The sequence below is a fragment of the Proteus faecis genome (assembly GCF_003144395.1).
Lineage (GTDB): Bacteria > Pseudomonadota > Gammaproteobacteria > Enterobacterales > Enterobacteriaceae > Proteus > Proteus faecis.
In genome coordinates this window covers 80,875-107,314 of the sequence record NZ_PENZ01000051.1, presented here as the reverse complement: position 1 = coordinate 107,314, position 26,440 = coordinate 80,875, and the positions used below count along the sequence as shown (strand labels likewise).

Sequence of the window (26,440 nt, the reverse complement as noted above, 5' to 3'; positions counted from 1 at the left end):
ATTAAGAATAGATGTTATTTATTGAGATAATGTTTTTGCCAGCAAAATAATACTCTTTTCAATTTCAAGTGGATCATGAGCTGCATATCCTAATAATACGCCTTGTTTTGGGTAAGTTTGCATGCAGTAACGTGATAAAGGCTGTATGGCTAATCCAATTTCTCGTGATTTCTTCACAATATATTCTTCTGTATAACCAGCCTGTAGCCAGCAGACAATATGGATGCCAGAGTCTGTTGGTTCAACACAGAAAACATGAGATAAATGTGTTTTTATGGCGTGAATTAACATTTGATAGCGTTCATAACAGGCTTTTCGTATTCGCCTAACATGTCGTGCATAATGTCCTTGAGAAATAAACAGCGCTAATGTTGCTTGCTCTAAAAAGCCAGAATGTGAATCGGTGTAGTATTTAGCGACTTTAAATGCATCAACTAAAGGTAGAGGAACCACTAAAAAGCCTAAACGAAATCCGGGATACATCATTTTTGAGAATGTGCCAGCATAAATAACGCGCTGGTATTTATCTAAACCTTGTAGAGATTGAATGGGTTTAGAGTGATAGCGAAATTCGCTATTGTAATCATCTTCGAAGATCCACACATTGTTGGATGATGCCCATTCTAATAATGCAATACGGCGTGAAAGTGAGAGTGTATTACCTAAAGGAAATTGATGTGAAGGCGTTGTAAAAACAAGTTTTGCTTCAGGATACTGCCTTATTCCTTGAGAAATATCCATTCCATCAATATCTGAATTTATTGGGTGTGATTTTATACCATAAGATGTGAAGATCCCTCGTGCGCTATCATAACCAGGATCATCTAACCAAATAGCATCACCTTCTTTTAATAATACTCTAGTAGTGAGATTAATTGCTTGCTGTGTTCCATTTACAATAATGATTTGTTTAGGTTGGCAATAAAGGCCACGAGTTGATTGCATGTATTGGCATATCATCTCTTTTAATGGTGTATAGCCTGTTGGCGAATTAAATGTTGCGAGTGCTCTTTTTGATTGTCGCCAAACTCGCCCTAATAATCTTCCCCAAAGCTCATGTGGAAACAGATCGACACATCCAACACCAACATGAAATATCGGATTACTATTGATATTCGGTTGTGTTTGTTGCCAAAAAGCTTGTGCTTTTTGCATGTTGGGATTTAGCGTTTCTAATGGGTTTTCAAGTGGTGGTGAAGAAGTAGAGCGGGCTGTTTTGATCCACTTATCTGAAATAATGGCATCAGGGATGGTGCTTGCAACAAAAGTACCTGCACCGCGCCGAGTAAATAAATAACCTTCATCAATTAAACGTTCAAATCCTGCAATAACAGAATTACGGGATATTGACATCATTTCAGCTAGGGTACGGCTTGATGGGAGACGACTACCTGATGTTAAGCGCCCATCTAAAATAGCCGCTCTAATCGCGTGATAAACCTGAGAACCAATAGGACCTTCTTCTAAAACAAGGTTAGGAAAATAAGCTGTTTTTTTCTGTTTCATAAAGTGGATCCTATAAAAACACAAAAAGTGTACCTTATTGAGAACCAAAATTAAACGTACTATGACCACGATTAAAGGCAGGTGATACTTTTTTATAGCATTTATGAAAGGAAGTGAAGAGATGAGCACAACACCCATAACTGTTTCAATTCAGTTTGTTGAACAAGAGCATTATGCTCAATGGTTGCCACATTGGTTAAATTACCAAGCATTTTATAAAGTTGAATTATCAGAAGAGATAACATTAAAAACCTGGGCTCGCTTTTTTGATGAAAAAGAGCCAGTTTATTGTGCTGTCGCGATGGAAGGTGAAAAGGTATTGGGTTTTGTTCATTATCTTTTTCATCGCTCAACATGGGCTGAAAGTGATTTTTGTTATTTAGAGGACTTATTTGTTTCACCAGAGACACGTGGTCGCCAGGTGGGTAAGCAACTTATTGAGTTTGTGAATCAACAGGCAAAACAGCGCAATTGTGCTCGTTTATATTGGCATACGCAGGAAACCAATTTACGAGGGCAACGCTTATATAACTGGGTGGCAGAAAAACCGGGAGTGATTGAATACCGTATGGCGTTGTAAAAGAGCGTTAGGTAGAACAGATAGGATATAAAAGAGATGGCAAGACTTGCCCTCTCTTTTCTGAGTTAGGGTTATTTATTCGATTTAATTTGGGTTAATTAAATTCCTGTTGGCAATAAAACTCATTGCCAACTTTTTTTGCCTCTTCACAAGCCTGTTTCATCAATTCGTCAGCTTTTTGTTTATTGGGTTCGATAATATGATATTGACCAGAGAACATAAAAGAAGCCATTGCTTGAGCAAAACCTTCAAAAGTCATTTCATTCGCTTTTGCGAACCACTTATTTGCTTTTTCAGTATCTACAGGCACATTACCAACACCACTATAAAGCACACCTAACCAAATCGGAGCATAAACAAGTTCGGGTTGATGAGTTGTAGCTGCTTCTTCTAATAATACAATTGCTTTTTTGTAATCTGTTTCACCAGATAAAGGTGCTATCAGCGTTGTTGCTAGACTTATTTTTCCTCTTATACTTCCTTTATTTGCGGCGATTGTTGCTAACTTTCTCGCTTCAACATAATGGTTTTTAAAATAAGGATCAGCATTAAATAAATAGAGATCAGCAAGTAATGCATAGGCGTCTGCATAGTCGTTTTTTATGGACTCATTTGCCCACAATTGTGCATTAAGTAAGTTTTTTTCTACACCTGTTCCCATTAAATACATTTCGGCCAATTGATATTGAGCTTGTGCATTGTGATTGAGGGCTTCTTTGCGAGTATCTTCAAATTTTCTTTTGTCTTGTTCTTCAAAATTTGCATGCAAAGAGAAGGAGAAAAAAAGTGTCAGTAGGCTGATAAAGGTTGAAATATATTTCATAAATGTCATTTAGAGTACCGTTTGTAATGATTTTGAAAATCTTACCAATAATAATGGTATAAAAGCAGTTTATTTCTTCGAGTTAATCAAATAAATAATAATATTGGGAGCGAGATAATGGCGATTGACCTTAGCAATCTTGTCACTGAAAGTAGAAATCATAACAGTGAAAATATAGACACACTTTCAACATTAGACATGCTAAAAGTCATTAATAATGAAGATAAAAAAGTGCCATTAGCAGTCGAAGATGTGTTACCTGAAATTGCTCAATTAATTGATAAAGTTGCAATTGCGTTTTCTCAAGGTGGTCGTCTTATTTATTGCGGAGCAGGCACCTCGGGACGATTAGGGATTTTAGATGCTAGTGAATGCCCTCCAACTTATGGTACACCTCATGAAATGGTAATTGGTTTAATTGCGGGTGGACATAAAGCCATTTTACAGGCTGTCGAAAATGCTGAAGATAACCAAGAACTGGGTGAACAAGATCTACGTCAGCTTAAATTTAATCAGAAAGATGTGCTGGTGGGTATTGCGGCAAGCGGTCGAACGCCTTATGTGATTGGTGCTTTAAATTATGCTAAATCATTAGGGGCTACAACGGGTGCCATTAGCTGTAATCCTGAAAGCCCTATTGCACAAATTGCGGATATCGCTATTACACCGATTGTTGGTGCTGAAGTTATTACTGGTTCATCACGTCTGAAAGCAGGCACGGCACAAAAACTTATTCTTAATATGATCACGACAGGTGCGATGATCAAAATCGGCAAAGTGTTTGGTAATTTAATGGTGGATGTTGAAGCTACCAACGCTAAGCTTGTTGAGCGCCAAGTTCGTATTGTGATGCAAGCCACAGAGTGTGAAAGAGCCATTGCTGAACAAGCGTTATCACAATGTCAGCGTCACTGTAAAACGGCAATTTTGATGATTTTAGCAGGGGTAGATGCACGTCAAGCCACGCAGATGCTTAATCAAAATAAAGGGTTTATTAGAAAGGCGTTGGGTGAATGATGAAATAGTTTTAGTTTTTATCACTTAATTTTCTTAGGTGTTGTGCTAACTGTTGGCTATTTTTAGCTCCTGTGGCTGTATCAACAGTTAAATTTTCCAATACATCATCAACATCTATTATTTTTATACCATTGCAATAAAGAAAAACCATAGTGACAAAAAATGCAGTTCGTTTATTACCGTCATTAAAAATACGGCCTCGAGAAATGGCGATCCAATAGGTTACAGCTAGCTCATAACTATCTGTTATTCCTTCATAATGAGTACGATTTTGTACTTGGTAAATAAGTGCCTCGGCTCTTTCTGGATCTGGCATTCCTGCAACACTAGGAAGTTGTTTTAAGATCTTATCATGAAAAGCAATGACTTCTTTTGCACTTACCCAATTCATCGGTTTGTTAATGCCTTTATTGTATGCCCATGACGTTGCATTATTATATCGAATTCAGCATCCAGTTTTGCGTTTTGGTATGCTTCAAATTCAACCTTACTAATAACTACAGCTGATGTACCATCTGTGCGGGGTATTTTTACTGGCTCACCATAAATAGCGGTGCCTAAAACTTCAGAAATATTAGCCCGAGCTTGAGCCGAGGTATAGTATGCATAATGTTTTCTCACATTATTTAATGTGCATTTGAGTTGTACATTTCAAGTGTACAATTTTCAATTTATAAAAATGAAACTAACTAAAATTAGAAAATTGGTATAACAAAAAAGCCAGCAAATACAAGGTATCTACTGGCTTAATGATGGGCTGTAAACAGCTAAGAAATCTTACTCAATATTTTGGATCTGCTCACGCATTTGTTCAATTAAAACTTTCAATTCAATGGCTGAATTGGTGACTTCAGTATTAATTGATTTTGACGCTAATGTATTAGATTCACGGTTAAATTCTTGCATCATAAAATCAAGACGACGACCTACCGCCTCTTTTTTAACGAGAATTTTGCGTGTTTCTTTAACGTGAGCTTCTAATCTATCCAGCTCTTCAGCAACGTCTAAGCGTTGCGCTAACATCACTAACTCTTGTTCTAAACGATTATTATCAATTTGAACTTGCGCTTCTTCTAATTTGCTTGTTAAGCGTTCACGTTGCCATTGTAAAATTTCTGGCATTTGTGCTCTTACTTTAATGACTTCTTCGTTAACTGCGTCTAAACGCTGTTCAATTAGCGCTTTAAGTGCTTGACCTTCGGTTTCACGGCTAGCAATAAAAGCATCAATTGCCAAATCTAATTCCGCTAAAAGCTCTGTACCAATAGCATCTAAATCTTGCTCTTGTGCTGAAATAACACCCGGCCAACGTAAAATATCAAATGGGCTAATAGTGCCTTCATGGCTGTGGCTTTTTACCCAGTTAGCGGAAACAATCAATTTTTTTGCTAGATTTTCATCAAGATTTAGTTCGCCTTGAAAGCGAGCATTAAGATCAAAACGTAAGTTACATTCAATTTTACCACGCGTTAAGCGATTACGTAGACGTTCACGAATTACAGGCTCTAAACTACGTAATTGTTCAGGCAAACGAATATAAGTTTCAAGGTAACGTTGGTTTACGGAACGCAGTTCCCATGCAGCGCTACCCCAGTCTTTTTTAATGTCTCGGCGAGCAAAAGCGGTCATGCTACGGATCATAATAGGGTCTCAATAATGTAAAAGATGATACGATTATAACCCTATGCATCAATACAAGGATAGGCATAAGCCATTTTAGGTCGTATAATGCGCCCCCAATATGTCAGAGAAAGCGGAGATAACACCATGCGTCCAGCAGACAGACAAGCAAACCAAGTACGTCCTATTACCATTACTCGCCACTATACAAAACATGCTGAAGGTTCTGTATTAGTTGAATTTGGTGATACTAAAGTCTTGTGTAATGCCACTGTAGAAGACGGTGTACCACGTTTTCTGAAAGGACAAGGGCAAGGATGGGTGACCGCAGAATATGGCATGCTTCCTCGTGCAACAAATAGTCGTAATGCTCGTGAAGCGGCTCGTGGTAAACAAACGGGGCGTACTATGGAGATCCAGCGTTTAATCGCTCGTTCATTACGTGCCGCGGTTGATTTAAAAGCGTTAGGTGAATTTACCATCACCGTCGATTGTGATGTTATTCAAGCCGATGGTGGTACACGTACTGCTTCTATCTCTGGTGCTTGCGTCGCATTAGTTGATGCTTTAAATAAAATGGTTGAAGAAGGCAAACTGAAAAAGAGTCCTCTTAAATCAATGGTCGCTGCTGTGTCAGTGGGGATTGTTGATGGTGAACCATTATGTGATCTTGAATATGTTGAAGATTCAGCTGCAGAAACAGATATGAATGTGGTGATGATCGATGATGGCCGTATGATTGAAGTTCAAGGTACGGCAGAAGGTGCACCATTTAGCCATGAAGAATTACTTGCTTTACTCGCCCTTGCAAAAGGGGGATTAGAGAAAATATTTGAAGCGCAAAAAGAGGCGCTGAAGCAATAAATTTTATTTTTAAGGCGACTGAGAAGTCGCCTTTTTTATGTCTAAAATTTGTCATCAAGTAACGTAGAGAGGAGAAATAAATGAAAGCCTACCAACGCCGCTTTATCGAACTAGCATTAGCAAAAAATGTCCTGAAATTTGGTGAGTTCACACTGAAATCGGGAAGGGTGAGTCCTTATTTTTTTAATGCCGGTTTATTTAATACAGGGCGTGATTTGGCTTTACTGGGGCAGTTCTATGCGCAAACATTATTAGATAATAATGTGTCTTGTGATGTGTTGTTTGGACCCGCTTATAAAGGGATCCCTATTGCAACTACAACGGCAGTCGCATTGGTTGAGCATCATGATATCGATATCCCTTACTGCTTTAACCGTAAAGAGGCTAAAGATCATGGTGAAGGAGGAACATTAGTAGGAAGCCCATTGAAAGGTAATGTTGTGATTGTCGATGATGTTATTACAGCAGGTACTGCAATTCGTGAATCAATGGAAATCATCAAACAGCATGATGCAACGCTTTCTGCCGTATTATTAAGTTTGGATAGACAAGAGAAAGGGCGAGAAGAACTCTCTGCAATACAAGAGTTAAAACGAGACTATCAATGCCAAGTGTATTCGATTATTACTTTGGATGATTTAATTAACTATCTAAGTGAGAGCGAGACTTTGTCTGAGTATTTACCTGCAGTTAAAGCTTATCGTGAGCGCTATGGCGTGAATTAATAAAGTTAATACGCGATAAATGAGTTGGTCGATTATAGATAAAAAAAAGCCCTCGCCCAATTATGGGCGGGGTGAGTAGTACAATGAATCTTCTGTGACAAATATCACAGATATTGAAATATAAAAAGGACTTTTACTGCAGGGGCAAAGCGAGTTGCTAATGCCACAATGTAGGAACTGCACGAGTGCCATTCCTGATAAATACATTTAGGTAACTATGAGCTAGAAGACGCATGTTAACACAAATAAGAAAAAAACGGCATATCTGTAAATTTCAAATTGTTGAGTTAAATCACGAGTCCATCATTTCATTGTAGCTGTGCCAAGATTAATGGCCATCGGGCTTCAAATTCTTGAGTGGGCTGATAGCGAAATTCTGTGCGAACAAAGCGCGCTAGCATACCTTCACAAAAAGCGAGTAGTTGCGACGCAAGTAACGCTTCATCATGCAAGAAAGCACTACCTTCACGAATTTTACGCTCTTTAATGACTTGTCGTAGTTGAACCTCAATGCGCTCATAAAGTTGGTTTATTCGCCCTTGCAATCTGTCTTGTTCAAACATCAATGCATGGCCAGTCAAAATACGAGATAGCCCTGGGTTTTTCTCAGCAAAGCCGAGGATCAAGATAAGAATTAAGCGAATTCTTGCAACAGCGTCTTTTTCGTCTTTTAAAATCAAATTAATACGGGAGACTAAGCTATCTTCGATAAATTCAATTAGGCTATCAAACATTTTGGTTTTACTTGGAAAATGTCGATAGAGAGCAGCTTCGGATACACCAACAGTGGCGGCAAGTTTTGCCGTTGTGATGCGCTGACTACCATCACTTGATTCCAACATTTGGGCAAGTGACTGTAAGATTTCATCCCGTCTATTTCTTTTCTTTTTGGTTTCTTTTTCTTCTGCCATGACTGATAAGGCCCCTGCTAAAAGCAAAACAAATCAGTAAACCTTTGCACTAAGGTTTTTAGTGCAAAGGGAGTGATATCGTCATTGATATAATTAATGCAAGACGTCTTTATTATTGGCGGCCGGAGTGACCAAAGCCACCGCTACCACGTTCCGTTGCGGTAAAATCTTCAACAATATTAAATTCAGCTTGAACTACAGGTACGATAATCATTTGAGCGATACGTTCACCCGGTTCGATAGTGAATGCTGTTTGACCGCGATTCCAAACTGATACCATCAGTTGACCTTGGTAGTCAGAATCTATCAGTCCCACTAAATTACCCAATACAACACCATGTTTATGACCTAATCCTGAACGAGGAAGCACCATTGCTGCCAATCCTTCATCGGCAATATGTACAGCAAGACCTGTAGGTAATAATTCGGTTTGCCCTGGTTTAAGAACCAATGGTGCATCAAGGCAAGCGCGTAAATCTAAACCAGCAGAGCCTGTTGTGGCATAAGCAGGAAGTGGATATTCTTGACCAATACGTGCATCAAGGATTTTAACATCAATTTTTTTCATCATAATGTTTGGCTATCTCGTCAAGTAGGCGATGGCTAAGTTGTGCTTTACTACTGTGTGGTAAGCGCGTTTCTCCATTAGCCCAAATAAGGTGTAATGCATTGTTGTCACTGTTAAAGCCTTGATTTTCTGCTGAAACATCATTGGCACAGATTAAATCGAGCTGCTTTTGTTCTCGTTTTTTGCGGGCATATTCTTCCACATTCTGGGTTTCGGCTGCAAATCCAACAACAAAAGGACGGTGTTCAACCATTTTTCCGACACTCGCGACAATGTCGGGGTTTTTTACCATAGTGATGGTGACTTCATCACCTTGTTTTTTTATTTTTTCAACCGCGATAAGTTTAGCGCGGTAATCTGCAACTGCAGCGCAACCAATAAAAATATCTTGTGAAGGTGCAATTAACATCACTTGTTCATACATTTCTTGTGCGCTTTCAACGTCAATACGTTTAACACAAGCGGGTGTCGGTAATGTGACAGGCCCGGCAATAAGCGTGACATCCGCCCCTCGTAATGCGGCTGCGTGTGCAATAGCAAATCCCATTTTTCCTGAGCTATGATTACTGATAAAACGCACGGGATCTAAGGCTTCACGAGTCGGCCCTGCGGTTATTGTGATTTTTTTACCTGCAAAATCTTGTGGTTGTAAAGCAAGTTGTTTTTCAGCTAATGAGACGAGTGCGAGAGGATCTAACATTCGCCCTGGTCCTACATCACCACAAGCTTGGCTACCAGAGTCAGGCCCCCAAATTAAACAGCCTCGCTGCTCTAAAGCTGATAAATTTTCTTGTGTAATGGTGGCTCTGTACATTTGCTGATTCATTGCTGGCGCAATAGCGATAGGTGCGCTACTCGCTAAACAGAGTGTGGTAAGTAAATCATTTGCCATCCCCACTCGTAAACGTGCAATAAGATCGGCGGTAGCGGGTGCAAGTAGAATTAAATCAGCCCATTTGCCTAATTCAATATGCCCCATAGCAGCTTCTGCTGCTGGATCAAGTAAATCATCAGCAACAGGAAAACCAGAAACGGCTTGTAGTGACAACGGCGTCACAAACGCATGAGCGGCGGGTGTCATTACAACTCGTACAATCGCGCCTTTATCACGTAAACGGCGTACAAGTTCAGGTGCTTTATAGGCCGCAATACCACCACTGATACCAAGAAGGATCTTTTTGTCGTGAAGTGTAGTCATGATGAAATGCCTAAGTACATAAATAATTGCCCATAATTTTACCACAAGGTAATCGTGAATTCGGAATTCTATGTAACTTCATGTTTTATAGATCAAATTTATGCGATTTATCTCGCATAAATTTAATATGTGTCTTTTTTATACAAGATTAGCAGTTTATAGTAAGTTAACTGTATAAAACAACAGTTGTTTTGCGATTAGCATTTAATGATGAGTGATACTTCACCTAAATTTTAATATTTATGTGAATAAATAAAATAGATCATTAATTCCACTGCTTTTATGTATTAAGGAGTCCACGGATGGAAAATCAATCGGTTAGTGAACTGTTACCTAGAGAAAAATTGTTACTTTATGGCGTGGAATCACTCACTGATATTGAGTTATTGGCGCTCTTTTTACGCACCGGCACTTATGAAAAATCTGTATTAGAATTGGCAGCTTTTCTACTTAAAGAGTGTGGTTCTCTTTATCACGTTATTAATGCTGATTATGAAACATTAGGGCGCTTTAAAGGTGTCGGTGTGGGAAAGTTTACCCAATTGCAAGCTATCAATGAAATGGCACAGCGTTTTTCCACAACACAATTTATGTATAAAAATGTCTTATCTTCTTCAAAAGATACAAAGTATTACTTACAAAAATTATTGCATTGGCGAGATAGAGAAGTCTTTGTGGTTCTTTTTCTTGATAATCAAAATCAATTGATTGCATTTGAAGAGATGTTCAAAGGAACAATTAACCGAGTAGAGGTCCATCCTAGAGAAATTGTCCGTCAATCAATAAAAAAGAATGCAACATCTATTATTCTTGCTCATAATCACCCTTCTGGTGTTTGCGAACCGAGTCTCGCAGATAAAGAAATAACAGAAAAAATTTTTCTTGCTTGCCAATTAGTGGGCGTAAATGTACTCGATCACCTTGTGATAGGGCATGATGATTGTGTTTCTTTTGCAGAACGGGGTTGGTTATAGCAAATATTTTTGTAATTATTGTCAATCTTTATTTGTACGGGTCTTGAGCGTTGAGGCCATTGGGCGTATACTACGCCACCTTTGAGGATCTTGGGTTTGGCGAGAAGAGCCTATCTCAGCAAGTTTTTTCTGAGGTGTTTACACAGTTTTTCAATCGTTAAAAGTTGCTGAGATGGGCTCCAAAGCCTGACGAGGCGGTCAAACCTGATATTAAAGCTCGAGCTGATTAGATTTTTGGAGAATAGACATGTCCCGAGTCTGCCAAGTTACCGGCAAGCGTCCTGTGAGTGGAAACAACCGCTCTCACGCATTAAACGCGACTAAACGCCGTTTTCTGCCAAACCTGCACTCTCACCGTTTCTGGGTTGAGTCTGAGAAACGTTTCGTAACTCTGCGTGTATCTGCTAAAGGTATGCGTGTGATTGATAAGAAAGGCATCGAATCTGTATTAGCAGATTTACGTGCCCGTGGTGAGAAGTTCTAAGGAGCTGAAAAATGGCTAAAGGTATTCGCGAGAAAATTAAACTCGTTTCTTCTGCTGGTACAGGTCACTTCTATACCACTACGAAGAACAAACGCACTATGCCAGAAAAACTGGAAATGAAAAAATTCGATCCAGTTGTTCGTCAACATGTGCTTTATAAAGAAGCTAAAATTAAATAATTTTAGTTTTCTTAAAAAACCCGACCTTAGTGTCGGGTTTTTTGTTATCTGGAGCCTGCTAAGTATAACAAAGTAAAGCTATTGTGATCTTAGCGTGCTCTTTAGTTATACTATGGCTCTTTTTGAATCATCAGGTGAATGGATTGCGGATGAGTAAGTCAGCACTATCAATATTACATACAGAATCATCTTGTGGATGGGGTGGTCAGGAAATTCGTATACTGACGGAATCTCAAGGTATGATCCGCAGAGGACACCGAGTGGTATTGGTGTGTTGCCCCACATCTAAAATTGCTAAAGCAGCACCTGATTATGGTATTGAAGTTTTCACATTACCCATTGAAAAAAAACGTATTTCATCATTAAAAGCACTTCGCCAATGGCTGAAATTACATCATCACCAATTTGATGTTATCAATACTCATAGTTCAACTGATGCATGGCTAGTTGCTGCTTCTTGTGCCACATTACGCCATTCACCCGTGGTGGTTCGAACTCGTCATGTTTCTACGGATGTTTCACGCTCATTACCAACACGATGGCTTTATCTTTCATCCTGTGCCCATGTTGTGACAACAGGTGAGAAATTACGCCAGACGCTCCATCAGCATAATAAATTTCCATTAGAAAAAATGACATCGGTACCTACAGGAATCGATTTGCAACGTTTTTTTCCACAAGATAAACAACAAGCTAGAGAGAAAATTGGAATACCGAATAAACCGACATTAGGTATTGTTGCAACCATGCGTGTGTGGAAAGGACATAAATATTTAGTAGAAGCATGGAAATCATTGCATCAGCAGTTTCCGGATTGGCAATTAATTTTTGTTGGTGATGGGCCTCAACGTAAGAATTTAGAACCGATGGTGAAAGAGGCGGGACTAGAACAAAGTATCTTCTTCCTTGGTAATCGTAATGATGTGCCTGATTGTTTAAATGCAATGGATCTCTTTGCGTTACCCTCTTTTGGTAATGAGGGTGTACCGCAAGGTATTATGCAGGCGATGGCATGTGGTTTACCTGTCGTATCGACGACAGTGGGCGCGATTAGTGAAGCCGTTATTGATGGTAAAACCGGTTTTACATTAGTACCGCAAGTACAAGAATTATTGACCAGTCATTTAGCTAAATTAATGAGCTCAGATAAATTGCGTGAACAGATGGGAAATGCATCGCTTGAACATGCCGTTTCACGATTTGGTTTAGATAACATGTTAGATAAGATGGAAAGGATCTTTATTCAGGCAATCAACGATAAAAATAAATCAGTATGATTAATGTTGATAATAAAGTCGTGAAACGATTATCTCTATTATTAACTTGGTGTATTCATCTAATTGATGAATATTTGTAATACTTTTTAGTGTATAGTCTGAAAAGTAAATGTATCATTTAAACCAAATAAAAAGCATATGGATCCAAAAAATATATTGGTTATAGCGGTAGCGCGTTTTGGTGATACATTACTTATCACACCCGTTCTTCATGCTTTAAAACAGCGCTGGCCCAATGCTCATATTCATGTGTTTGCACATAAACGTAGTGCATGCATTCTTGAGCATAATCCTGATATTGATTGTATTAGGCCTTTTTCTAAAAAAAGAGCGGTTTGGTCTGGGTGGTTACCCCATAAGCCTTATGACTTGGCTTTGGTTTACGGTAATGATAGTGAATTGGTGAACTATGCTCGTCGTCAATCTCATCATACCGTTGCTTTTGCTGATATTTCTCAGCAACAAGGTAATACGACTTGGGTTGCGCGTCCCACGTCGCCGATGGTTGCACAAAAAGAGCGTGCCTTATTAATTAATGCATTAGGGATTTATCCGAGTTATTGGCAATTACGTTACTTTATCAATGAGGAAGAAACGGCTTTTGCACAACAGTTTTTAAAAGATAATGCCTTAATTAATAAGAATATTGTTGGTTTTCAACTGCAAAGTTTTCCGGCTAAAGCCTATCGAGATTGGCCTGCGGAAAATTTTCTGCAATTAGCAAAACAGATTATTACCCATGACGAGAGTACGTACTTTTTGCTATTAGGTAGTAAGGAAAGCGAACAATTATCCATTGATTTAGCTAAAAAAATCGGTGAAGCGCATTGTTTAGCCTTAGCGGGTCAAGTTTCAATGCGACAAAATGCGGCAATTATGGCAAATTTATCGCTCTATGTAGGGGTAGATACAGGACCCACACATTTAGCAGGGGCTTTAGATATCCCAATGGTGGCGCTATATCATAGCTATCACCCAGGATGTTATTTAGCACCATTACAACATTCTTGTTGTCAGGTTATCCAACATCCAACATCGTTGGAAAATGCTCACCGTGAAGACAATATGGCTGAAATATCAGTCGAAGAAGTGTGGAATGCTGTGCATAAAATCATGAATGGAATGAAGGTGAAAAAGTAATCCATGAAGATCGGTATAATTGATGTCACAATCACCATGTCTTATGGCGGGATCCAAACAGCTGTTTGGGAGCTCGCTAAGCAATTGCATGATGCTGGGCATGAAGTTCATCTTTATGGTGGCAATGGCGATATTAGGCACAATCTGGCAGGACGCCAAATACAAGTACACACTTACCCTTATACACCGCGAGATAAAGTTATTGATCTTGGTGGACGTTTTCGCCGTATTGTTGAGCGTTACACTTTTGCACGGCATGCTAAAAAAGATGTTATCAACCAACATTTTGATTGGGTGATTTTAACCAAACCGTTTGATTTTTTTTGGCCTTTTATGATGCCTAAATCATCCTCAACGCGTTTTTGCTATATGAGTGGAGGCACCAGCTTCTTTAAAGGTGATCGTCGGTTAGGTAAGAAAATCTCAGCATGGGTTGCATGTAGCCATTTTAATGCTTGGCAAATCCAACACCATTTTAAGCAATTCCCGAGTGTGATTTATAATGGTGTGGATATTGTAAAATTTAAGCCAATGAGTACCTCATTACGTGAGCAATTAGGGATCAGTCAGTCTACATTTTTACTCTCATTTGCAGGGCGATTAGTGGGTTGGAAAGGCTTAAGTGTGGCGATTGACGCCATTGAAAAGCTAAAAGGTGAAGATGTTAAGCTCTTGATTATCGGCACCGGTGATGATTTAGATAGATTGAAAAGTAAAGCGGTGGCGAAAGGTATTGCTGAACAAGTCATTTTTCATCAACCTGTTGAGCATAATCAACTACCTGAATTTTATGCGGCCAGTGATGCAGGCATTTTCCCAAGTACTGGAGATGAAGCCTTTGGTATTACGATTGCAGAAGCAATGGCGTGTGCTAAACCAGTGATTGCGAGCCATATCGGGGGGATCCCTGAAGTTGTCGGTAATGAAGGCACTGCTGGGTTATTAGTCGCCCCAGGTAGTGCAGATGAAATTGTAATGGCGATTAATCATCTTCGCCAATTACCCGATAGAGGAAAAGCCATGGGTGAGAATGCACGTTTGCGTATAGAGACGCGTTATACTTGGCAACATTCTGCGCAACGTTTATTACAGGCATTGGCGTTATAATAATGAAGATTGCCTATCTTGATCCTTACCCGGTTCCTGACTTACGTGTTGCTTCCTTGCAAATCTTGCAAAATGTGGATGCATTTGCTCGAGCGGGTGCAGAAGTCACTTTAGTCACACCAAAAGGACAATATCAAGATAGCGATATATTAGGTCGTTCAATTCACACTAATGCGAGTTTAGTTGCTTTAAGAGATATTCGACGTAAATGGTATTTTCCATTTAATTCACAAAAACTTTTCTCATTACAAATTGCTCGTTGGATAAAGCAAAATGATGTGGATGCGTTGTTTACCCGTAACTTAAAGTTAGCGTGTTATCTTTGTGAAAATTATCCAGAAATCCCCCTCTTTTTTGAAAGCCATGAAATTTTTGCTCAATCTTTTGCTGAGTCTCATTCATTTGAGAAAAAAAAGAATCGTGCAAAATACCATAAACTATTAAAAATGGAGAAATTAGTTTATAGCCAAGCGACGGGGATTTTCGTTCTTACTTCATTATTAAGAGATGATATTGTTTCACAGTATCAAGTTGTTACACCAATAACTGTCGTTCCTGATGGTGTGGATTTACATGCAGTGGCGGAGCATCAGGCTGTTTCCTCTAAATTAAATACAACGACTACTGAAGTGCTCTATTTAGGAAGTTTGCATAAATGGAAAGGTATTCCTACCATGATGCGAGCAATGAAATATCTTGATAATGCACGGTTAAATATCGCAGGGGGAACGCCGGAGCAGATTAGCGGATTAACCTTATTAGCTCAAGAAATGGACGTAAAAGATAAGGTCAACTTTTTGGGGTTTGTTGATCCGAAAAAACGCTTTAGAGCGATTGCTCAACACGATATCTGTGTACTGCCGCTTACGTTAACCAGTATTGGAAGTCGCTATACTTCACCACTTAAGTTATTTGAATATATGGCGATGGAAAAACCTGTGGTAATTTCAGATTTTCCTTCAATCCGTGATGTTGTAGATGAAAAAGCGGTAAGTTTTGCAGATAGTGGCGATGCGCAGAGTTTTGCAAAACAGATAATACAGTTAAGAGAAAACCCTCAACGAGCTAAAGAAAAAACCTCTCATGCCCGTTCTCTGGTTGAAAATTATTACAACTGGGATAAACGGGCAGAGATTATTCTAAAAACAATAAAGACGTTAATTAAGTAACCTATTGTTGTTTACCTGATGGTGTGACGGATTGATTATTGAGTAAAGCGTGGCGCAATGCCAACATTAGTCCCACCAAAATACCCACCTGATTAATATAGGCATTTTCAAATAGTCCTCGCAGTACATATACCCCTAAAAATGACATCAGTAGTACTAAAGCCGCTTGGCGAATAATCCCTGAGTTTTTTCTTATTAGTTGAATACCTTGCGCAATAATTGAGGAACAAAAATAGAGAATACCCAATAGCCCTAAAATACCGCCAGCAAACCAAAAAGCTAAAAAGACGTTATGGGGACCAATGGATTTTTTGAATATCCAACTTTTGTGATCTTTAACGCGCTCATTATAAACATTATGGTAAAGCTGATTACCATAGCCATAGCCTTTTATCGGTTGTTCAAAAATAAGATCTAACGCTGAGCCTTGGGTACCATTATCAAATCGTAGTCCACTATTGGTTTGGGTTAATTTATATTGAAGTAATTTACCAATAGCGGGAGTTATCGGTAAATTTGTTGACCCAATAAATAACAGAGTACAGGCTAACGCACTTATTATCATCAGTAGCCATTGACGATTAATGACCAAGATAAGTAGCGTACTAATTACTAATGCCACCCATGCACCACGTGCTAAGGTTCCTAACATAATAAAAACAAATGATAAGCTAATAATAGCTAACAGTAACCAATTAATAATCGAGTTACGTTTTTTTAGAGCCCATAATGCCAATATAATAGGAAAGAAAAAAAGAAGAGCGTAGGATATTTCCCTATGAATTAACTGACTTTTTATTGTAAAAGGCCAAATACCTTTCTGATATTCCAAATAATACTGCACCAGTTCCTTAGCCATAATTACCAACAATCCAATGGCAAAAGCTACCATTACCATCTTGGCAATATCAGTTGGTTTTTCTTTATATAATACAATCGGAAAGGTAACAGCAAAAAGCAGTAAGCCATTTAAAATGGGTTTATTAATCTCTTTGATGCTGATACTTGGATCAACTGAGATTAGTATGGAATAACCAATAGTCAGTAATAAAAAAAGTAGCGAGAAGGCCAGATTATTTTTAAAAATTTTACAGATAGTTTTAAAATCACGTACCAGATACCACAGTGCTGTTGCACCAATCAATCCCATCACAATATTTTTATAACGGGTGATATCCGGTAAGTAGATCAATATAATGTAAAGCCCAATAATGGATAAATTCCATAGGGATTTTTTACTATAGTCTTTAAACAACATCATAATAATCTGCTATCGTCCTTTATACTTTTGGGGATGCTGATCATACAATAAAAATGATGCTATCGCTGTATCTCTTATCTGATAATCATGGAGTCACCTGTGCCAGAATTGCCAGAAGTCGAAACCAGTCGTCGAGGTATTGAGCCTCATCTTGTGGGTAATGTGTTGCACTACGCCATTGTGCGCAATAGTAAATTACGCTGGCCTGTCTCAGAAAAAATAAAAACCTTATTGGATGAGCCTATCTTAAGTGTAAAGCGACGCGCTAAATATTTACTAGTCGAGCTTAATACAGGATGGATCATTATCCATTTAGGGATGTCAGGAAGTGTACGTATTTTATTAGAGGAACAACCTGAAGAAAAACATGATCATATCGATTTGGTTTTTCGTGATGGCAAGGTACTGCGTTATACCGATCCTCGACGCTTTGGTGCTTGGCTATGGTGCGAAGATTTAGCCACAAGCACAGTATTAGCCCATTTAGGGCCAGAGCCGCTTTCGGATGAATTTAATGCTGAATATCTCTATCAACAATCGAAAAATAAAAAAACAGCCATAAAGCCGTGGTTGATGGATAATAAATTAGTGGTTGGTGTGGGGAATATTTATGCTAATGAAGCCCTATTCTCATCGGGGATTATGCCAGATAGAAAAGCCAATAGTTTGACATCAGAAGAGTGCTCGGTGCTGGTAACGGCGATTAAACGAGTCTTAACCCGCTCCATTGAGCAAGGTGGCACAACGCTAAAAGATTTTCTGCAATCAGATGGTAAACCGGGTTATTTTGCGCAAGAGCTATTTGTTTATGGACGTAAAGATAAACCTTGCTTGATTTGTGGGCAACTGATAGAAAGTATAAAGCAAGGGCAACGTAGCACATTTTTCTGCCGACATTGCCAACATGGTGAGAACCAGCGTTAAATCTTACCGAGTTTTTTTAGCATGGCGGTGGTGACAACGTCAGGTAAAAACGTAGAGACATCACCGTCATGGCGCGCTACATCTTTAATTAAAGATGAAGAGACAAATGAAAGATTTTGGGAAGGTAATAAAAATACGCTATCAAGATCGGGTGCGAAATGACGATTCATATTGGCGAGTTGCCATTCATATTCAAAGTCAGAAACACTGCGGACACCGCGAATTAAAATAGTCGCTTGCTGTTGTTTAGCAAAGTTAGCCATTAGTTCACTAAACCCCATCACTTCAACATTAGGTAAGTGACTTGTTACCTCTCTAGCTAAATTTACCCGCTCTTCTAAGGTGAACATAGGATTTTTACGAGCACTATCAGCAATTGCTAATAAAATGGTATCAAACATACCCGCTGCACGAGTTAATATATCGATATGACCATAAGTGATAGGATCAAAGGTTCCGGGGTAGATAGCTTTATTTTTCATGATTGATAGTCTTCTGGCTAAGTTCCCATAAAGAGGCGTATTTATTAAAAGTATATTGTGCGTTAACAAATGCCAATATCAACCCCTGTTTTCCGTCTAGAAACCCCGCTCTTAATAACCAAGTCTTAAAAAAGGCGCCTAACGTATGAGTTAAGATTGAGCCAAAACTGGCTTTTTTACCTTGTTGATGGCGCTCTTTTGCCCAGTCGGAGGCATATTTTAGCTGTTTTTGCTGAAATTCTATTAAATCACGGCAGGTAAGATGTAAGAGATCACCTTGTAGCGTTTTGACCATTGCACCTTGGGTTTCTAATGACTCATGAACTAAATTATTATTATATTGATAATGTTCACGAGCATATAAACGGGTCACTTTATCGGGATACCAACCACTGTGTTTCATAAAGCGCCCCATAAATAAGTTACGGCGAGCACAGTTATAGACCACATTTTCTTCAGGTTGATGTAATACTGCGAGGATACTGGTTTTGAGTTCAGGTGTGACGCGCTCGTCACTATCGATCATAAAAATATAATCGCCAGTGGCATACTGTTGTGCCAGTTGGCGCTGTTTACCAAATCCCGGCCATTCACTGTTGATAAAGACTTTAGCGCCTTTTTCTTTGGCAATATGGCAGGTGTTATCTTGGCTACCTGAATCTAATACAATGATTTCATCAGCCCATTGTACGGAGTCCAAACATTCACCAATAACATCAGCAACATTTTTACTGATCATCACCACAGAAAGGCGCTTACTTTGGCTCATTAGTGACTCCGAGGAGGAAGATAAGGTGAAAGTAAGGTAAGTAAACGCAGTAACGCTCCTTGATTTTCATGAAGCACTTCAACGGCATGGCGACCATAGTAACGGCGATAATCTTCATCATTAAGCAGTGAGGCAATCGCGGTTGCCATTGATTCACTGTCTGTAACGGTAATTAATCCTTCAGCTTGATCAAGCTTGGCACAGATATTTTTAAAATTAAAAGTATGTGGTCCCATAATCACAGGGATAGCGTGCGCTGCGGCTTCTAAAGGATTATGACCACCACGCTCAACTAAACTTCCCCCCACAAAAGCCAGATCAGCAATACCATAGAGTAACATTAGCTCGCCCATTGTATCGCCAATAACCACCTGAGTTTGTGCATCAGGCACAGCATCTGTGCTTCGTAAGGTATATTTTAACCCAGCTTCGCGAGTTAACTGTTCTGCTTTAGGAAAACGTTCTGGGTGTCGAGGCACTAAGATCAACAAAAGTTGAGGAAATTGTGTTAATAGCTTTTTATGTGTTTCTAAAATAATGGTTTCTTCGCCTTCATGAGTGCTTGTTGCAATCCAAACGGGGCGGTGAGCAGCCCATTGACGACGTAAAGCAACAGCTCTGGCGGCTAATTCTGGGGTAACAGAGATATCAAATTTTAGGCTACCCGTGACATGTAAATGTGAACGTTTTAAACCAAGTTCGATAAAACGCTCACCATCTTCCTGATTTTGCGCGGCAATTAAGGTGATCTTTTGGAGCATTGTTTTAACGAAACTGCCTAATTTCTGATAACCGGCCGCAGAGCGTTCTGATAAACGGGCATTGGCGATAATCAATGGGATTTTTCGTTGGTGAAGTTTTGAAATTAGGTTAGGCCATAGTTCGGTTTCCATAATGATCACCAATTTCGGGTCAACTGTTTTAAGAAAACGATTAACTGAACCGGGTAAATCATAAGGAAGATAGACATGGTAAACATCATCACCAAATGCAGAGCGAACCCGTTCTGAGCCAGTTGGTGTCATGGTTGTGACAGTAATAGGCAAATCAGGATAGTGATGACGAAGGGCACGAACAAGTGGCACTGCGGCAAGTGTTTCACCGACAGAAACGGAATGCAATAATATCCCTTGAGGTACGACTTTGCCTTTGCAAAAGCCATAGCGTTCTCCCCACCGTTTACGGTAGGCGGGTGCTTTACGGCTACGTAATAAAAGACGCAACCAAATCAGAGGTTGAATAAGGTAAAGAAGTACCTGATATAAACGCAACAACATGCTATCAAATTCACTTATCTGGACGAACGCTTATAGTATCACACTGTGTGGGATAAAGTGTGTAAAACAAGTAAGCGCGGATTAAGGAATTAAAGCGATATACTGCTTTAAAATATGGTTTAGTTCAAATTTTGCATAGGATGATGGCAATATTTGAGGTGGTGAATAATATGCAAGGCGAAGCTTTTCTGCGAGAGAGTCACTATCCATTGTAGAAAGGTAATCAGAAAGTTCGTCTGTCATAATTTCGCTGACCCCACCAGGGCATCGAGTACTGACGATAGGTACGCCACAGATTAATGCTTCAATTAATACAGTAGGAAGCCCTTCACTATCAGAGCTTAATGCAACTACTTTAGCACCTTTGATTGCTGGGAGAGGGTTTGGGGTAAAACCCGCAAGGGTGACTTTTTCTATTAAGTTAAGTTGTTTAATTTGAGCTTCTAATCGTTGTTTAACGGAGGGAGTGCCTTCACCTAATATAATGAGTTGGCAAGGTAAATCCGCTTTAGCAAAGGCTTCAATTAATCTATCTTGTCTTTTTACTTCATGTAATCGACCTACATGTAAAATATACTCTTGTTGAGTAAATACATTAGGTTGTGTCGCTTTTTGTTGTATTTCTTCAATATTAAAAGGGTTATAGATAGTTTTTAATTGACGAGCATGAATACCAATGGCGTTGATTAGATCATCTTTAACTGCATTGGATACACAGACGAGATTTTTATCTTTATAAACTCGCTGAATTTTGGTTTTTTTCAACCAATATGAAAAGCCAGATTTATTCCCAAGATAAGATTGAGAGTAAATGCCATGAATACAGTACCAAACATTACAGCTTTTTAGTTGTTTGGATCGGCAAACAATACGGTCTGTTTTATGTAAGTTAGAAAGAACAAGCGCAGGGCGTCCTTTCTTTGCAAAAAGTTGTATTAGTACCTTATCAAGGGATTTTGCTCTACGCGATATTTCAGTCAATTTCCTGAAGATACCACGATAGTTATCATGATCAACAATATAATCAATAAAATCAGGTAGTTCATACGCTAATTTATTATGTAAGGATAGCAATGTGACTTGATATCCTGCTTGATGAAAACCATTAGCTAGCCTGAGCGTGACATTTTCAGCACCACCGCCCGGTAATCCATCAATAATAAAAAGTATATGTTGTTGACTCACAAGGCTAATATCCGTTTATAAAGTGAAATAAGCTCGCCTGATAATCGTTGCGGCGTATAGGGAAGGATAGTCTCTCTCGCCACTTGTGACATTTCAGTCCACGCTGTATTTTGGGGGATCTGCACAATTGCATCAGTTAATGCTGAAATATCTAATGCATCACAAACAAATCCATTTTTACCATTTTGAATAAATTCCGCGCCACCACAAGTTGTTGAGGTGATCACGGGTAAACCGCACGATAATGCCTCAAGAATAACATTAGGGAAAGGATCGTAAAGGGTTGGAAGAAGCAATGCGTCCGCCATTTGATAAAAATCGAGCGTTTTTTTCTGCATACCTAAAAAGAAAATACGCTGTTTACAACCTAATTGTGTTGCGAGTTGTTCGTATTTTCGCTGATTTTTATCACTTCCAACAACTAACAATATAGCTGATGTCTTTGCTATTGCTGAAATAGCAGCAGCTAATCCTTTGCGTTCAAAACCAGATCCCACATAAATAAAACAAGGTACATCTTGTGGAATATCATATTGAGTCTTTAATCTCTGTTTTTGAGACTTCGTCGCAGGTACGAAAACATTATGGTCAATTGCATTATAAATGACAGTTATTTTATCGGCAGAGACACCAAAATCCTCAATAATTTCATTTTTTACCATCTGTGAATTACAGATAACTTGTTTTAAAGCAGGATCAGCATACATCTGCTTTTCTGCATTCATAACATAGCGATGGTATCTATCATAAAATAACCAACGACCTTTCCAATTCGGTAATATTCTTTGACGTTGTAATAGCCATCGGCGATGCACACCATCGCCAGCACGAAAAATATCACAACCTGCGATACGTTCATGACTTTGAACAATATCAAAATGATGTTCTTGCCAACATGCTCTGGCTGCTTTAGCGAAACCCGATTCCCGGCTAATTCTGCCTAATTTTCGAGGGTTACATAAGTGAATATGCCAATCTGGGTTAGTTTCACCTTGCCATTCTCGCGTGATCACATTGAGTTCAAGATCATCGTTTGATAATGCATCTAATGCGCGGGCAATAAAGCGCTCAGCACCACCATCAGGGCGATACTTTTGTCGAACAATGGCGAGTCGTAATGGGTGATTCATTAAGATAAGTGCCTTATAGCTGTGTTGTAAACTACATCAACAGGAATAGCGGAAAGATAGCGTTGTTGAGTGTCTGTTTTTATATGATCTGGGTGTGGAATATCGTCATAATCACCAGCCCATATTGTTTCGCCTATCGCTTGCCAAGGATGCCAATGCTCAAGTTTAGAAGGACCAAAAAGAGCAACTAAAGGGGTTTTTAATGCCGCAGCCATATGCATTGCAACAGAATCAACACCAATAAAAAGTCCTGCATTATCAATTAATACAGCAAGTTGAGATAAAGATGTTTGCCCAGCTAAAACCGTTATCATTTCTTTGTTAGGGCATTGTGTCAAAATAGTTTCTATCATCTCTAATTCTTTTGCTTCTGGGCCTGAAGTTAAAACTACGGAATAATGGCTTTGCTGAAGCTTTGTAATTAAAGTCGCTATTTTATCTTCATCCCAGCATTTGAAAAACCAGCGAGATGTTGGTTGTATAACGATATAGTTTTTAGGGAGATGATATTTTTCAATAGTCTCAGTTAACCACTGTTTGTCTGCTTCGCTATAAGCCATCATAACATCCGAGATAATAGGAATATTAAGTGGCGCCAGAATACTCAGATTTTGTTCAACAGTGTGAAGTTGTCCATGATCTGCTGTAGAAATAATGATGTTATGGCACGTTTGCCAAAATTGGCTGTCTTTACGCTTTTCAAATTCAAAGCCTAAACGTGTTTTTGCTTTGGTAAGTAAAGCAAAAATGGCTGCTTTCCATTGATCAGCTAAGTTTACCACTAAGTCGTATTGCTGTTTTTGTAATGTTCGGCCAAGTTCCCACTCTTTTTTTAATCGAGTCAACTTACCTTGATGTTTCCAATTACGATCAAGATAAAAAATATTATTGATTAATGGGTTGTGCTCAAGCATAGGTAATGTTTCTTTGTATAATAAAACATCAATCGTTGCATTAGGATAAGCTGATTTTAATGAGCATATAACGGGTGTCGTTAATAACATATCTCCATGATGTTGGAGTTTAATAACCAGTATTCTATTAAATGATTGATTTATATTAGTCATAATTACTTTAGCTTTAGTGAGATACCCTAATTGTAAACAAATCCACAGAATGCATCTACCATACTGCATTTATATTGATTGAATTGCCGTTTTCTACTGCGTAACATAGAACAATTCATTCAATTATGAACCTATAATCCATAAGTTGGCGGGGAATGCATGACTAAACCAGCATTTATTATCACATTAGATACCGAAGGCGATAATCTTTGGGAAAATGAACGTGATATTACTACACAAAATACGCATTTTTTACCCCGTTTTCAGCAACTTTGTGAGCGCTTTTATTTTAAACCCGTTTGGCTAACAAACTATGAAATGGTGATGGATGAAGCTTATATTGAGTTTGCTCGTGATGTAATTGCCCGTAATACAGGTGAAATTGGTATGCACTTACATGCGTGGAATAGCCCACCAATAGTGCCTTTAACAAATGATGATTTACATTATCAGCCTTATCTAATTGAATACCCCAAAGCGCAAATGCGAGAAAAAATCGCATTAATGACAGACTTACTTGAAGATAAACTACAAACTAAAATGTTAAGTCATCGTGCTGGTCGTTGGGCCTTCAATGAGGTTTATGCTCAACTTTTAGTTGAATTTGGTTATCAAGTTGATTGTTCTGTTACGCCTAAAGTAGATTGGCGATTTACTAAAGGTGATCCTGAACAATCAGGAGGCACTAATTATACTGATTTTCCAAGTCATGCTTATTTTATGGATCTAGAGGATATCACTAAACCGGGTAATTCTACGTTGCTAGAAGTGCCGATGAGTATTCAATATAAACACTCGCCTTTAATGAATAAAATTAAGCAGGGTTACGATAAATTAAGAGGCAAACAGCGAGCCCCTTCTGTAAATTGGTTACGTCCTAAAGGTGGCAATGCGCAGCAAATGATTGAAGTAGCAGAAAAATCGTTAGCTCAAGGCCACTCTCATATTGAATTTATGTTGCACTCGTCTGAATTTATGCCGGGGGGGAGCCCGACATTTCGTACTGAAAAAGATATTGAAGGGTTATATAACGACTTAGAAACCTTATTTAGCTTCTTATCAGATAAAGTGCAGGGAATGACGTTAGCTGAGTATTATCAAAGTAAGGTGCAGGCAAAATAAGATGAAGTTAAAGAAATTAAAATGGGTACATAACTTCCTAAATATTTATAACCCACTTTTTGGCAAGATGAAAAAAACGGATACATTTTCATCTGATATTCAATTTAACAGTATTCTTATTTTTTCTACGACCGCGCTGGGAGATTTTATGTTTAATACCCCAGCAATAAGAGCGATCCGAGCTCACTATCCTGATGCGCATATCACATTGGTTTCAAGTGAGAAGAATAGGTTATTAGTTGAAAACTATGACCAAATAGATAGCGTAGTTTATTGGGATAATAAGATAAAAAATCTACTACCGATTGCTTTACAGGCTAAAAAATATAAACCTGAATTAGCGGTTATTCTCCATTCTCATCTTCCTTATGATGTGCTATTTGCAGTGGTGGCAGGTTGTCAGTATATATTGCGTAATACTTTTCATGTTATTCCTAAATGGTTTCAGAAATGGATTATTGCTGAGTATCAACCTCCTAATTGTCATGTTGTCCAAAGTAAACTTAATATTATTCGTTATTTAGGAATAGATAGTTCTGATACAAGAATGGAAATTCCTTGTGAAATAGAACAATTAGATAAAGGACACTATCATATTGTTGGATTTCAGATGGGGGCATCAACGCAAGAGCGTAGGTGGCCTATTAAATACTTTGTAGAGTTAGCTCAAAAACTTATTGATAGAGACTCATCTTTACAGATTAAGTTAATTGGCTCATCAAGAGAGCTAGAATTACCAGAAGCATTTTTTGTATTGTTGCCACAACAATATCATAAAAATATTGAAAATTTAGTAGGTAAAACTTCATTACCTGATTTACTAAGTCAGATCAAAATAATGGATGTATTAGTCACAGGAGATACTGGGCCTCTGCATTTAGCAATTACATTACAGCGTCCAACTGTAAGTTTATTTGCGACTGCAGATCCTAAATGGACGGGGCCTTATCAAGATCTTCATTTACATACCATTATTAATAAGAAGCCTAGTCCAAATGAGGGAATATCGGCATCAATGGATCTTATTACAGTTGATGAAGTTTTTGATGCCGTCAATAAAACCCTAAAAGACTAATCGCTT

At 38.6% G+C, this 26,440-nt stretch carries 29 protein-coding genes; 14 read left to right on the top strand and 15 right to left on the bottom strand.

Translation table 11 applies throughout. The features are described from left to right. Positions 1-18: 18 nt before the first annotated feature. The gene (gene pdxR, locus DK858_RS17640) at positions 19-1,506 is read right to left on the bottom strand and encodes a MocR-like pyridoxine biosynthesis transcription factor PdxR (protein WP_109398518.1); all 1,488 of its coding nucleotides are present in this window, start codon (positions 1,504-1,506) and stop codon (positions 19-21) included. Positions 1,507-1,627: 121 nt separating this feature from the next. Between pdxR and DK858_RS17635 the strand changes: the two genes are divergently transcribed. Next, positions 1,628-2,086: a GNAT family N-acetyltransferase gene (locus DK858_RS17635; RefSeq protein WP_109398517.1), complete on the top strand. Its 459-nt coding sequence runs from the start codon at positions 1,628-1,630 to the stop codon at positions 2,084-2,086. A 94-nt stretch (positions 2,087-2,180) separates the two neighbouring features. On the opposite strand, the gene DK858_RS17630 is transcribed toward DK858_RS17635, so the two are convergent. Further along, positions 2,181-2,918, bottom strand: coding sequence for a tetratricopeptide repeat protein (locus DK858_RS17630; RefSeq protein WP_109398516.1), 738 nt, complete (start codon positions 2,916-2,918; stop codon positions 2,181-2,183). Positions 2,919-3,026: 108 nt separating this feature from the next. On the opposite strand from DK858_RS17630, the gene murQ reads away from it, so the two are divergent. Further along, on the top strand, positions 3,027-3,926 hold the full coding sequence (gene murQ / locus DK858_RS17625) for an N-acetylmuramic acid 6-phosphate etherase (RefSeq protein WP_109398515.1): 900 nt from the start codon (positions 3,027-3,029) through the stop codon (positions 3,924-3,926). 10 nt (positions 3,927-3,936) lie between these two features. On the opposite strand, the gene DK858_RS17620 is transcribed toward murQ, so the two are convergent. From DK858_RS17620 to DK858_RS17610, 3 genes are all read right to left on the bottom strand, one after another. Then, complete coding sequence (locus DK858_RS17620) at positions 3,937-4,317, bottom strand: type II toxin-antitoxin system death-on-curing family toxin (RefSeq protein WP_109398514.1); 381 nt, start codon at positions 4,315-4,317, stop codon at positions 3,937-3,939. Beyond that, positions 4,314-4,547 carry a type II toxin-antitoxin system Phd/YefM family antitoxin gene (locus tag DK858_RS17615; RefSeq protein ID WP_109398513.1) on the bottom strand — a complete coding sequence of 78 codons (234 nt, stop codon included), beginning with the start codon at positions 4,545-4,547 and terminating at the stop codon, positions 4,314-4,316. The genes DK858_RS17620 and DK858_RS17615 overlap by 4 nt, the downstream gene beginning before the upstream one ends. A 156-nt stretch (positions 4,548-4,703) precedes the next feature. Beyond that, complete coding sequence (locus DK858_RS17610) at positions 4,704-5,567, bottom strand: YicC/YloC family endoribonuclease (RefSeq protein ID WP_109398512.1); 864 nt, start codon at positions 5,565-5,567, stop codon at positions 4,704-4,706. 126 nt (positions 5,568-5,693) lie between these two features. On the opposite strand from DK858_RS17610, the gene rph reads away from it, so the two are divergent. Beyond that, positions 5,694-6,410, top strand: coding sequence for a ribonuclease PH (rph, locus tag DK858_RS17605; RefSeq protein ID WP_072064701.1), 717 nt, complete (start codon positions 5,694-5,696; stop codon positions 6,408-6,410). An 80-nt stretch (positions 6,411-6,490) separates the two neighbouring features. Further along, positions 6,491-7,135, top strand: a complete 645-nt coding sequence (pyrE, locus tag DK858_RS17600) for an orotate phosphoribosyltransferase (RefSeq protein WP_109398511.1) — start codon at positions 6,491-6,493, stop codon at positions 7,133-7,135. A 308-nt stretch (positions 7,136-7,443) separates the two neighbouring features. Here the strand turns inward: pyrE and slmA are convergent, their stop codons facing one another. From slmA to coaBC, 3 genes are all read right to left on the bottom strand, one after another. Continuing rightward, positions 7,444-8,046 (bottom strand): nucleoid occlusion factor SlmA, encoded by a 603-nt coding sequence (gene slmA, locus DK858_RS17595; RefSeq protein ID WP_023583381.1) that lies wholly within the window; start codon positions 8,044-8,046, stop codon positions 7,444-7,446. Between the two features lie 112 nt (positions 8,047-8,158). Beyond that, entirely contained in the window at positions 8,159-8,617 is a 459-nt protein-coding gene (gene dut / locus DK858_RS17590; RefSeq protein ID WP_109398510.1) for a dUTP diphosphatase, read from the bottom strand. Then, on the bottom strand, positions 8,601-9,812 hold the full coding sequence (gene coaBC / locus DK858_RS17585; protein WP_109398509.1) for a bifunctional phosphopantothenoylcysteine decarboxylase/phosphopantothenate--cysteine ligase CoaBC: 1,212 nt from the start codon (positions 9,810-9,812) through the stop codon (positions 8,601-8,603). The genes dut and coaBC overlap by 17 nt, the downstream gene beginning before the upstream one ends. Before the next feature lie 302 nt (positions 9,813-10,114). On the opposite strand from coaBC, the gene radC reads away from it, so the two are divergent. The 7 genes from radC (at position 10,115) to DK858_RS17545 (ending at position 16,142) form a co-directional block, all read left to right on the top strand. Continuing rightward, positions 10,115-10,786, top strand: coding sequence for a RadC family protein (gene radC / locus DK858_RS17580; protein WP_109398508.1), 672 nt, complete (start codon positions 10,115-10,117; stop codon positions 10,784-10,786). Positions 10,787-11,033: 247 nt separating this feature from the next. Next, positions 11,034-11,270, top strand: coding sequence for a 50S ribosomal protein L28 (rpmB, locus tag DK858_RS17570; RefSeq protein WP_036914542.1), 237 nt, complete (start codon positions 11,034-11,036; stop codon positions 11,268-11,270). 11 nt (positions 11,271-11,281) lie between these two features. Then, positions 11,282-11,449 (top strand): 50S ribosomal protein L33, encoded by a 168-nt coding sequence (gene rpmG, locus DK858_RS17565; protein WP_006534250.1) that lies wholly within the window; start codon positions 11,282-11,284, stop codon positions 11,447-11,449. Between the two features lie 149 nt (positions 11,450-11,598). Beyond that, positions 11,599-12,726 (top strand): glycosyltransferase family 4 protein, encoded by a 1,128-nt coding sequence (locus tag DK858_RS17560; RefSeq protein ID WP_109398507.1) that lies wholly within the window; start codon positions 11,599-11,601, stop codon positions 12,724-12,726. 138 nt (positions 12,727-12,864) lie between these two features. Further along, a complete protein-coding gene (locus DK858_RS17555; RefSeq protein ID WP_109398506.1) occupies positions 12,865-13,866 on the top strand; it encodes a glycosyltransferase family 9 protein in 1,002 nt (333 codons plus the stop codon). A 3-nt stretch (positions 13,867-13,869) separates the two neighbouring features. Further along, positions 13,870-14,973 (top strand): glycosyltransferase family 4 protein, encoded by a 1,104-nt coding sequence (locus DK858_RS17550; protein WP_109398505.1) that lies wholly within the window; start codon positions 13,870-13,872, stop codon positions 14,971-14,973. Next, a complete protein-coding gene (locus tag DK858_RS17545) occupies positions 14,973-16,142 on the top strand; it encodes a glycosyltransferase family 4 protein (protein WP_109398574.1) in 1,170 nt (389 codons plus the stop codon). Before DK858_RS17550 ends, DK858_RS17545 begins: the two co-directional genes overlap by 1 nt. A 1-nt stretch (position 16,143) precedes the next feature. Here the strand turns inward: DK858_RS17545 and rfaL are convergent, their stop codons facing one another. Next, positions 16,144-17,403, bottom strand: coding sequence for an O-antigen ligase RfaL (gene rfaL / locus DK858_RS17540; protein ID WP_109398504.1), 1,260 nt, complete (start codon positions 17,401-17,403; stop codon positions 16,144-16,146). Positions 17,404-17,502: 99 nt separating this feature from the next. Here rfaL and mutM point away from each other — a divergent pair, with 99 nt between their 5' ends. After that, positions 17,503-18,327: a bifunctional DNA-formamidopyrimidine glycosylase/DNA-(apurinic or apyrimidinic site) lyase gene (gene mutM / locus DK858_RS17535; protein ID WP_109398503.1), complete on the top strand. Its 825-nt coding sequence runs from the start codon at positions 17,503-17,505 to the stop codon at positions 18,325-18,327. On the opposite strand, the gene coaD is transcribed toward mutM, so the two are convergent. The 6 genes from coaD to rfaQ all read right to left on the bottom strand — a co-directional run bounded on the left by coaD (position 18,324) and on the right by rfaQ (position 24,237). Beyond that, positions 18,324-18,809, bottom strand: a complete 486-nt coding sequence (coaD, locus tag DK858_RS17530) for a pantetheine-phosphate adenylyltransferase (protein ID WP_109398502.1) — start codon at positions 18,807-18,809, stop codon at positions 18,324-18,326. The two genes, mutM and coaD, sit on opposite strands and share 4 nt — an antisense overlap. Beyond that, entirely contained in the window at positions 18,799-19,578 is a 780-nt protein-coding gene (locus tag DK858_RS17525; RefSeq protein WP_109398501.1) for a glycosyltransferase family 2 protein, read from the bottom strand. Before DK858_RS17525 ends, coaD begins: the two co-directional genes overlap by 11 nt. Then, positions 19,578-20,855 carry a lipid IV(A) 3-deoxy-D-manno-octulosonic acid transferase gene (gene waaA, locus DK858_RS17520; protein ID WP_075673244.1) on the bottom strand — a complete coding sequence of 426 codons (1,278 nt, stop codon included), beginning with the start codon at positions 20,853-20,855 and terminating at the stop codon, positions 19,578-19,580. Before waaA ends, DK858_RS17525 begins: the two co-directional genes overlap by 1 nt. A gap of 81 nt (positions 20,856-20,936) precedes the next feature. Then, positions 20,937-22,040, bottom strand: a complete 1,104-nt coding sequence (locus DK858_RS17515; protein WP_109398500.1) for a glycosyltransferase — start codon at positions 22,038-22,040, stop codon at positions 20,937-20,939. Beyond that, a complete protein-coding gene (locus DK858_RS17510; RefSeq protein ID WP_109398499.1) occupies positions 22,037-23,170 on the bottom strand; it encodes a glycosyltransferase family 4 protein in 1,134 nt (377 codons plus the stop codon). The genes DK858_RS17515 and DK858_RS17510 overlap by 4 nt, the downstream gene beginning before the upstream one ends. Next, a complete protein-coding gene (gene rfaQ / locus DK858_RS17505; protein ID WP_109398498.1) occupies positions 23,170-24,237 on the bottom strand; it encodes a putative lipopolysaccharide heptosyltransferase III in 1,068 nt (355 codons plus the stop codon). Before rfaQ ends, DK858_RS17510 begins: the two co-directional genes overlap by 1 nt. A 159-nt stretch (positions 24,238-24,396) precedes the next feature. Between rfaQ and DK858_RS17500 the strand changes: the two genes are divergently transcribed. Then, complete coding sequence (locus DK858_RS17500) at positions 24,397-25,359, top strand: polysaccharide deacetylase family protein (RefSeq protein WP_109398497.1); 963 nt, start codon at positions 24,397-24,399, stop codon at positions 25,357-25,359. 1 nt (position 25,360) lies between these two features. Continuing rightward, positions 25,361-26,434: a glycosyltransferase family 9 protein gene (locus DK858_RS17495; protein WP_109398496.1), complete on the top strand. Its 1,074-nt coding sequence runs from the start codon at positions 25,361-25,363 to the stop codon at positions 26,432-26,434. The last annotated feature ends 6 nt before the right edge of the window (positions 26,435-26,440 follow it).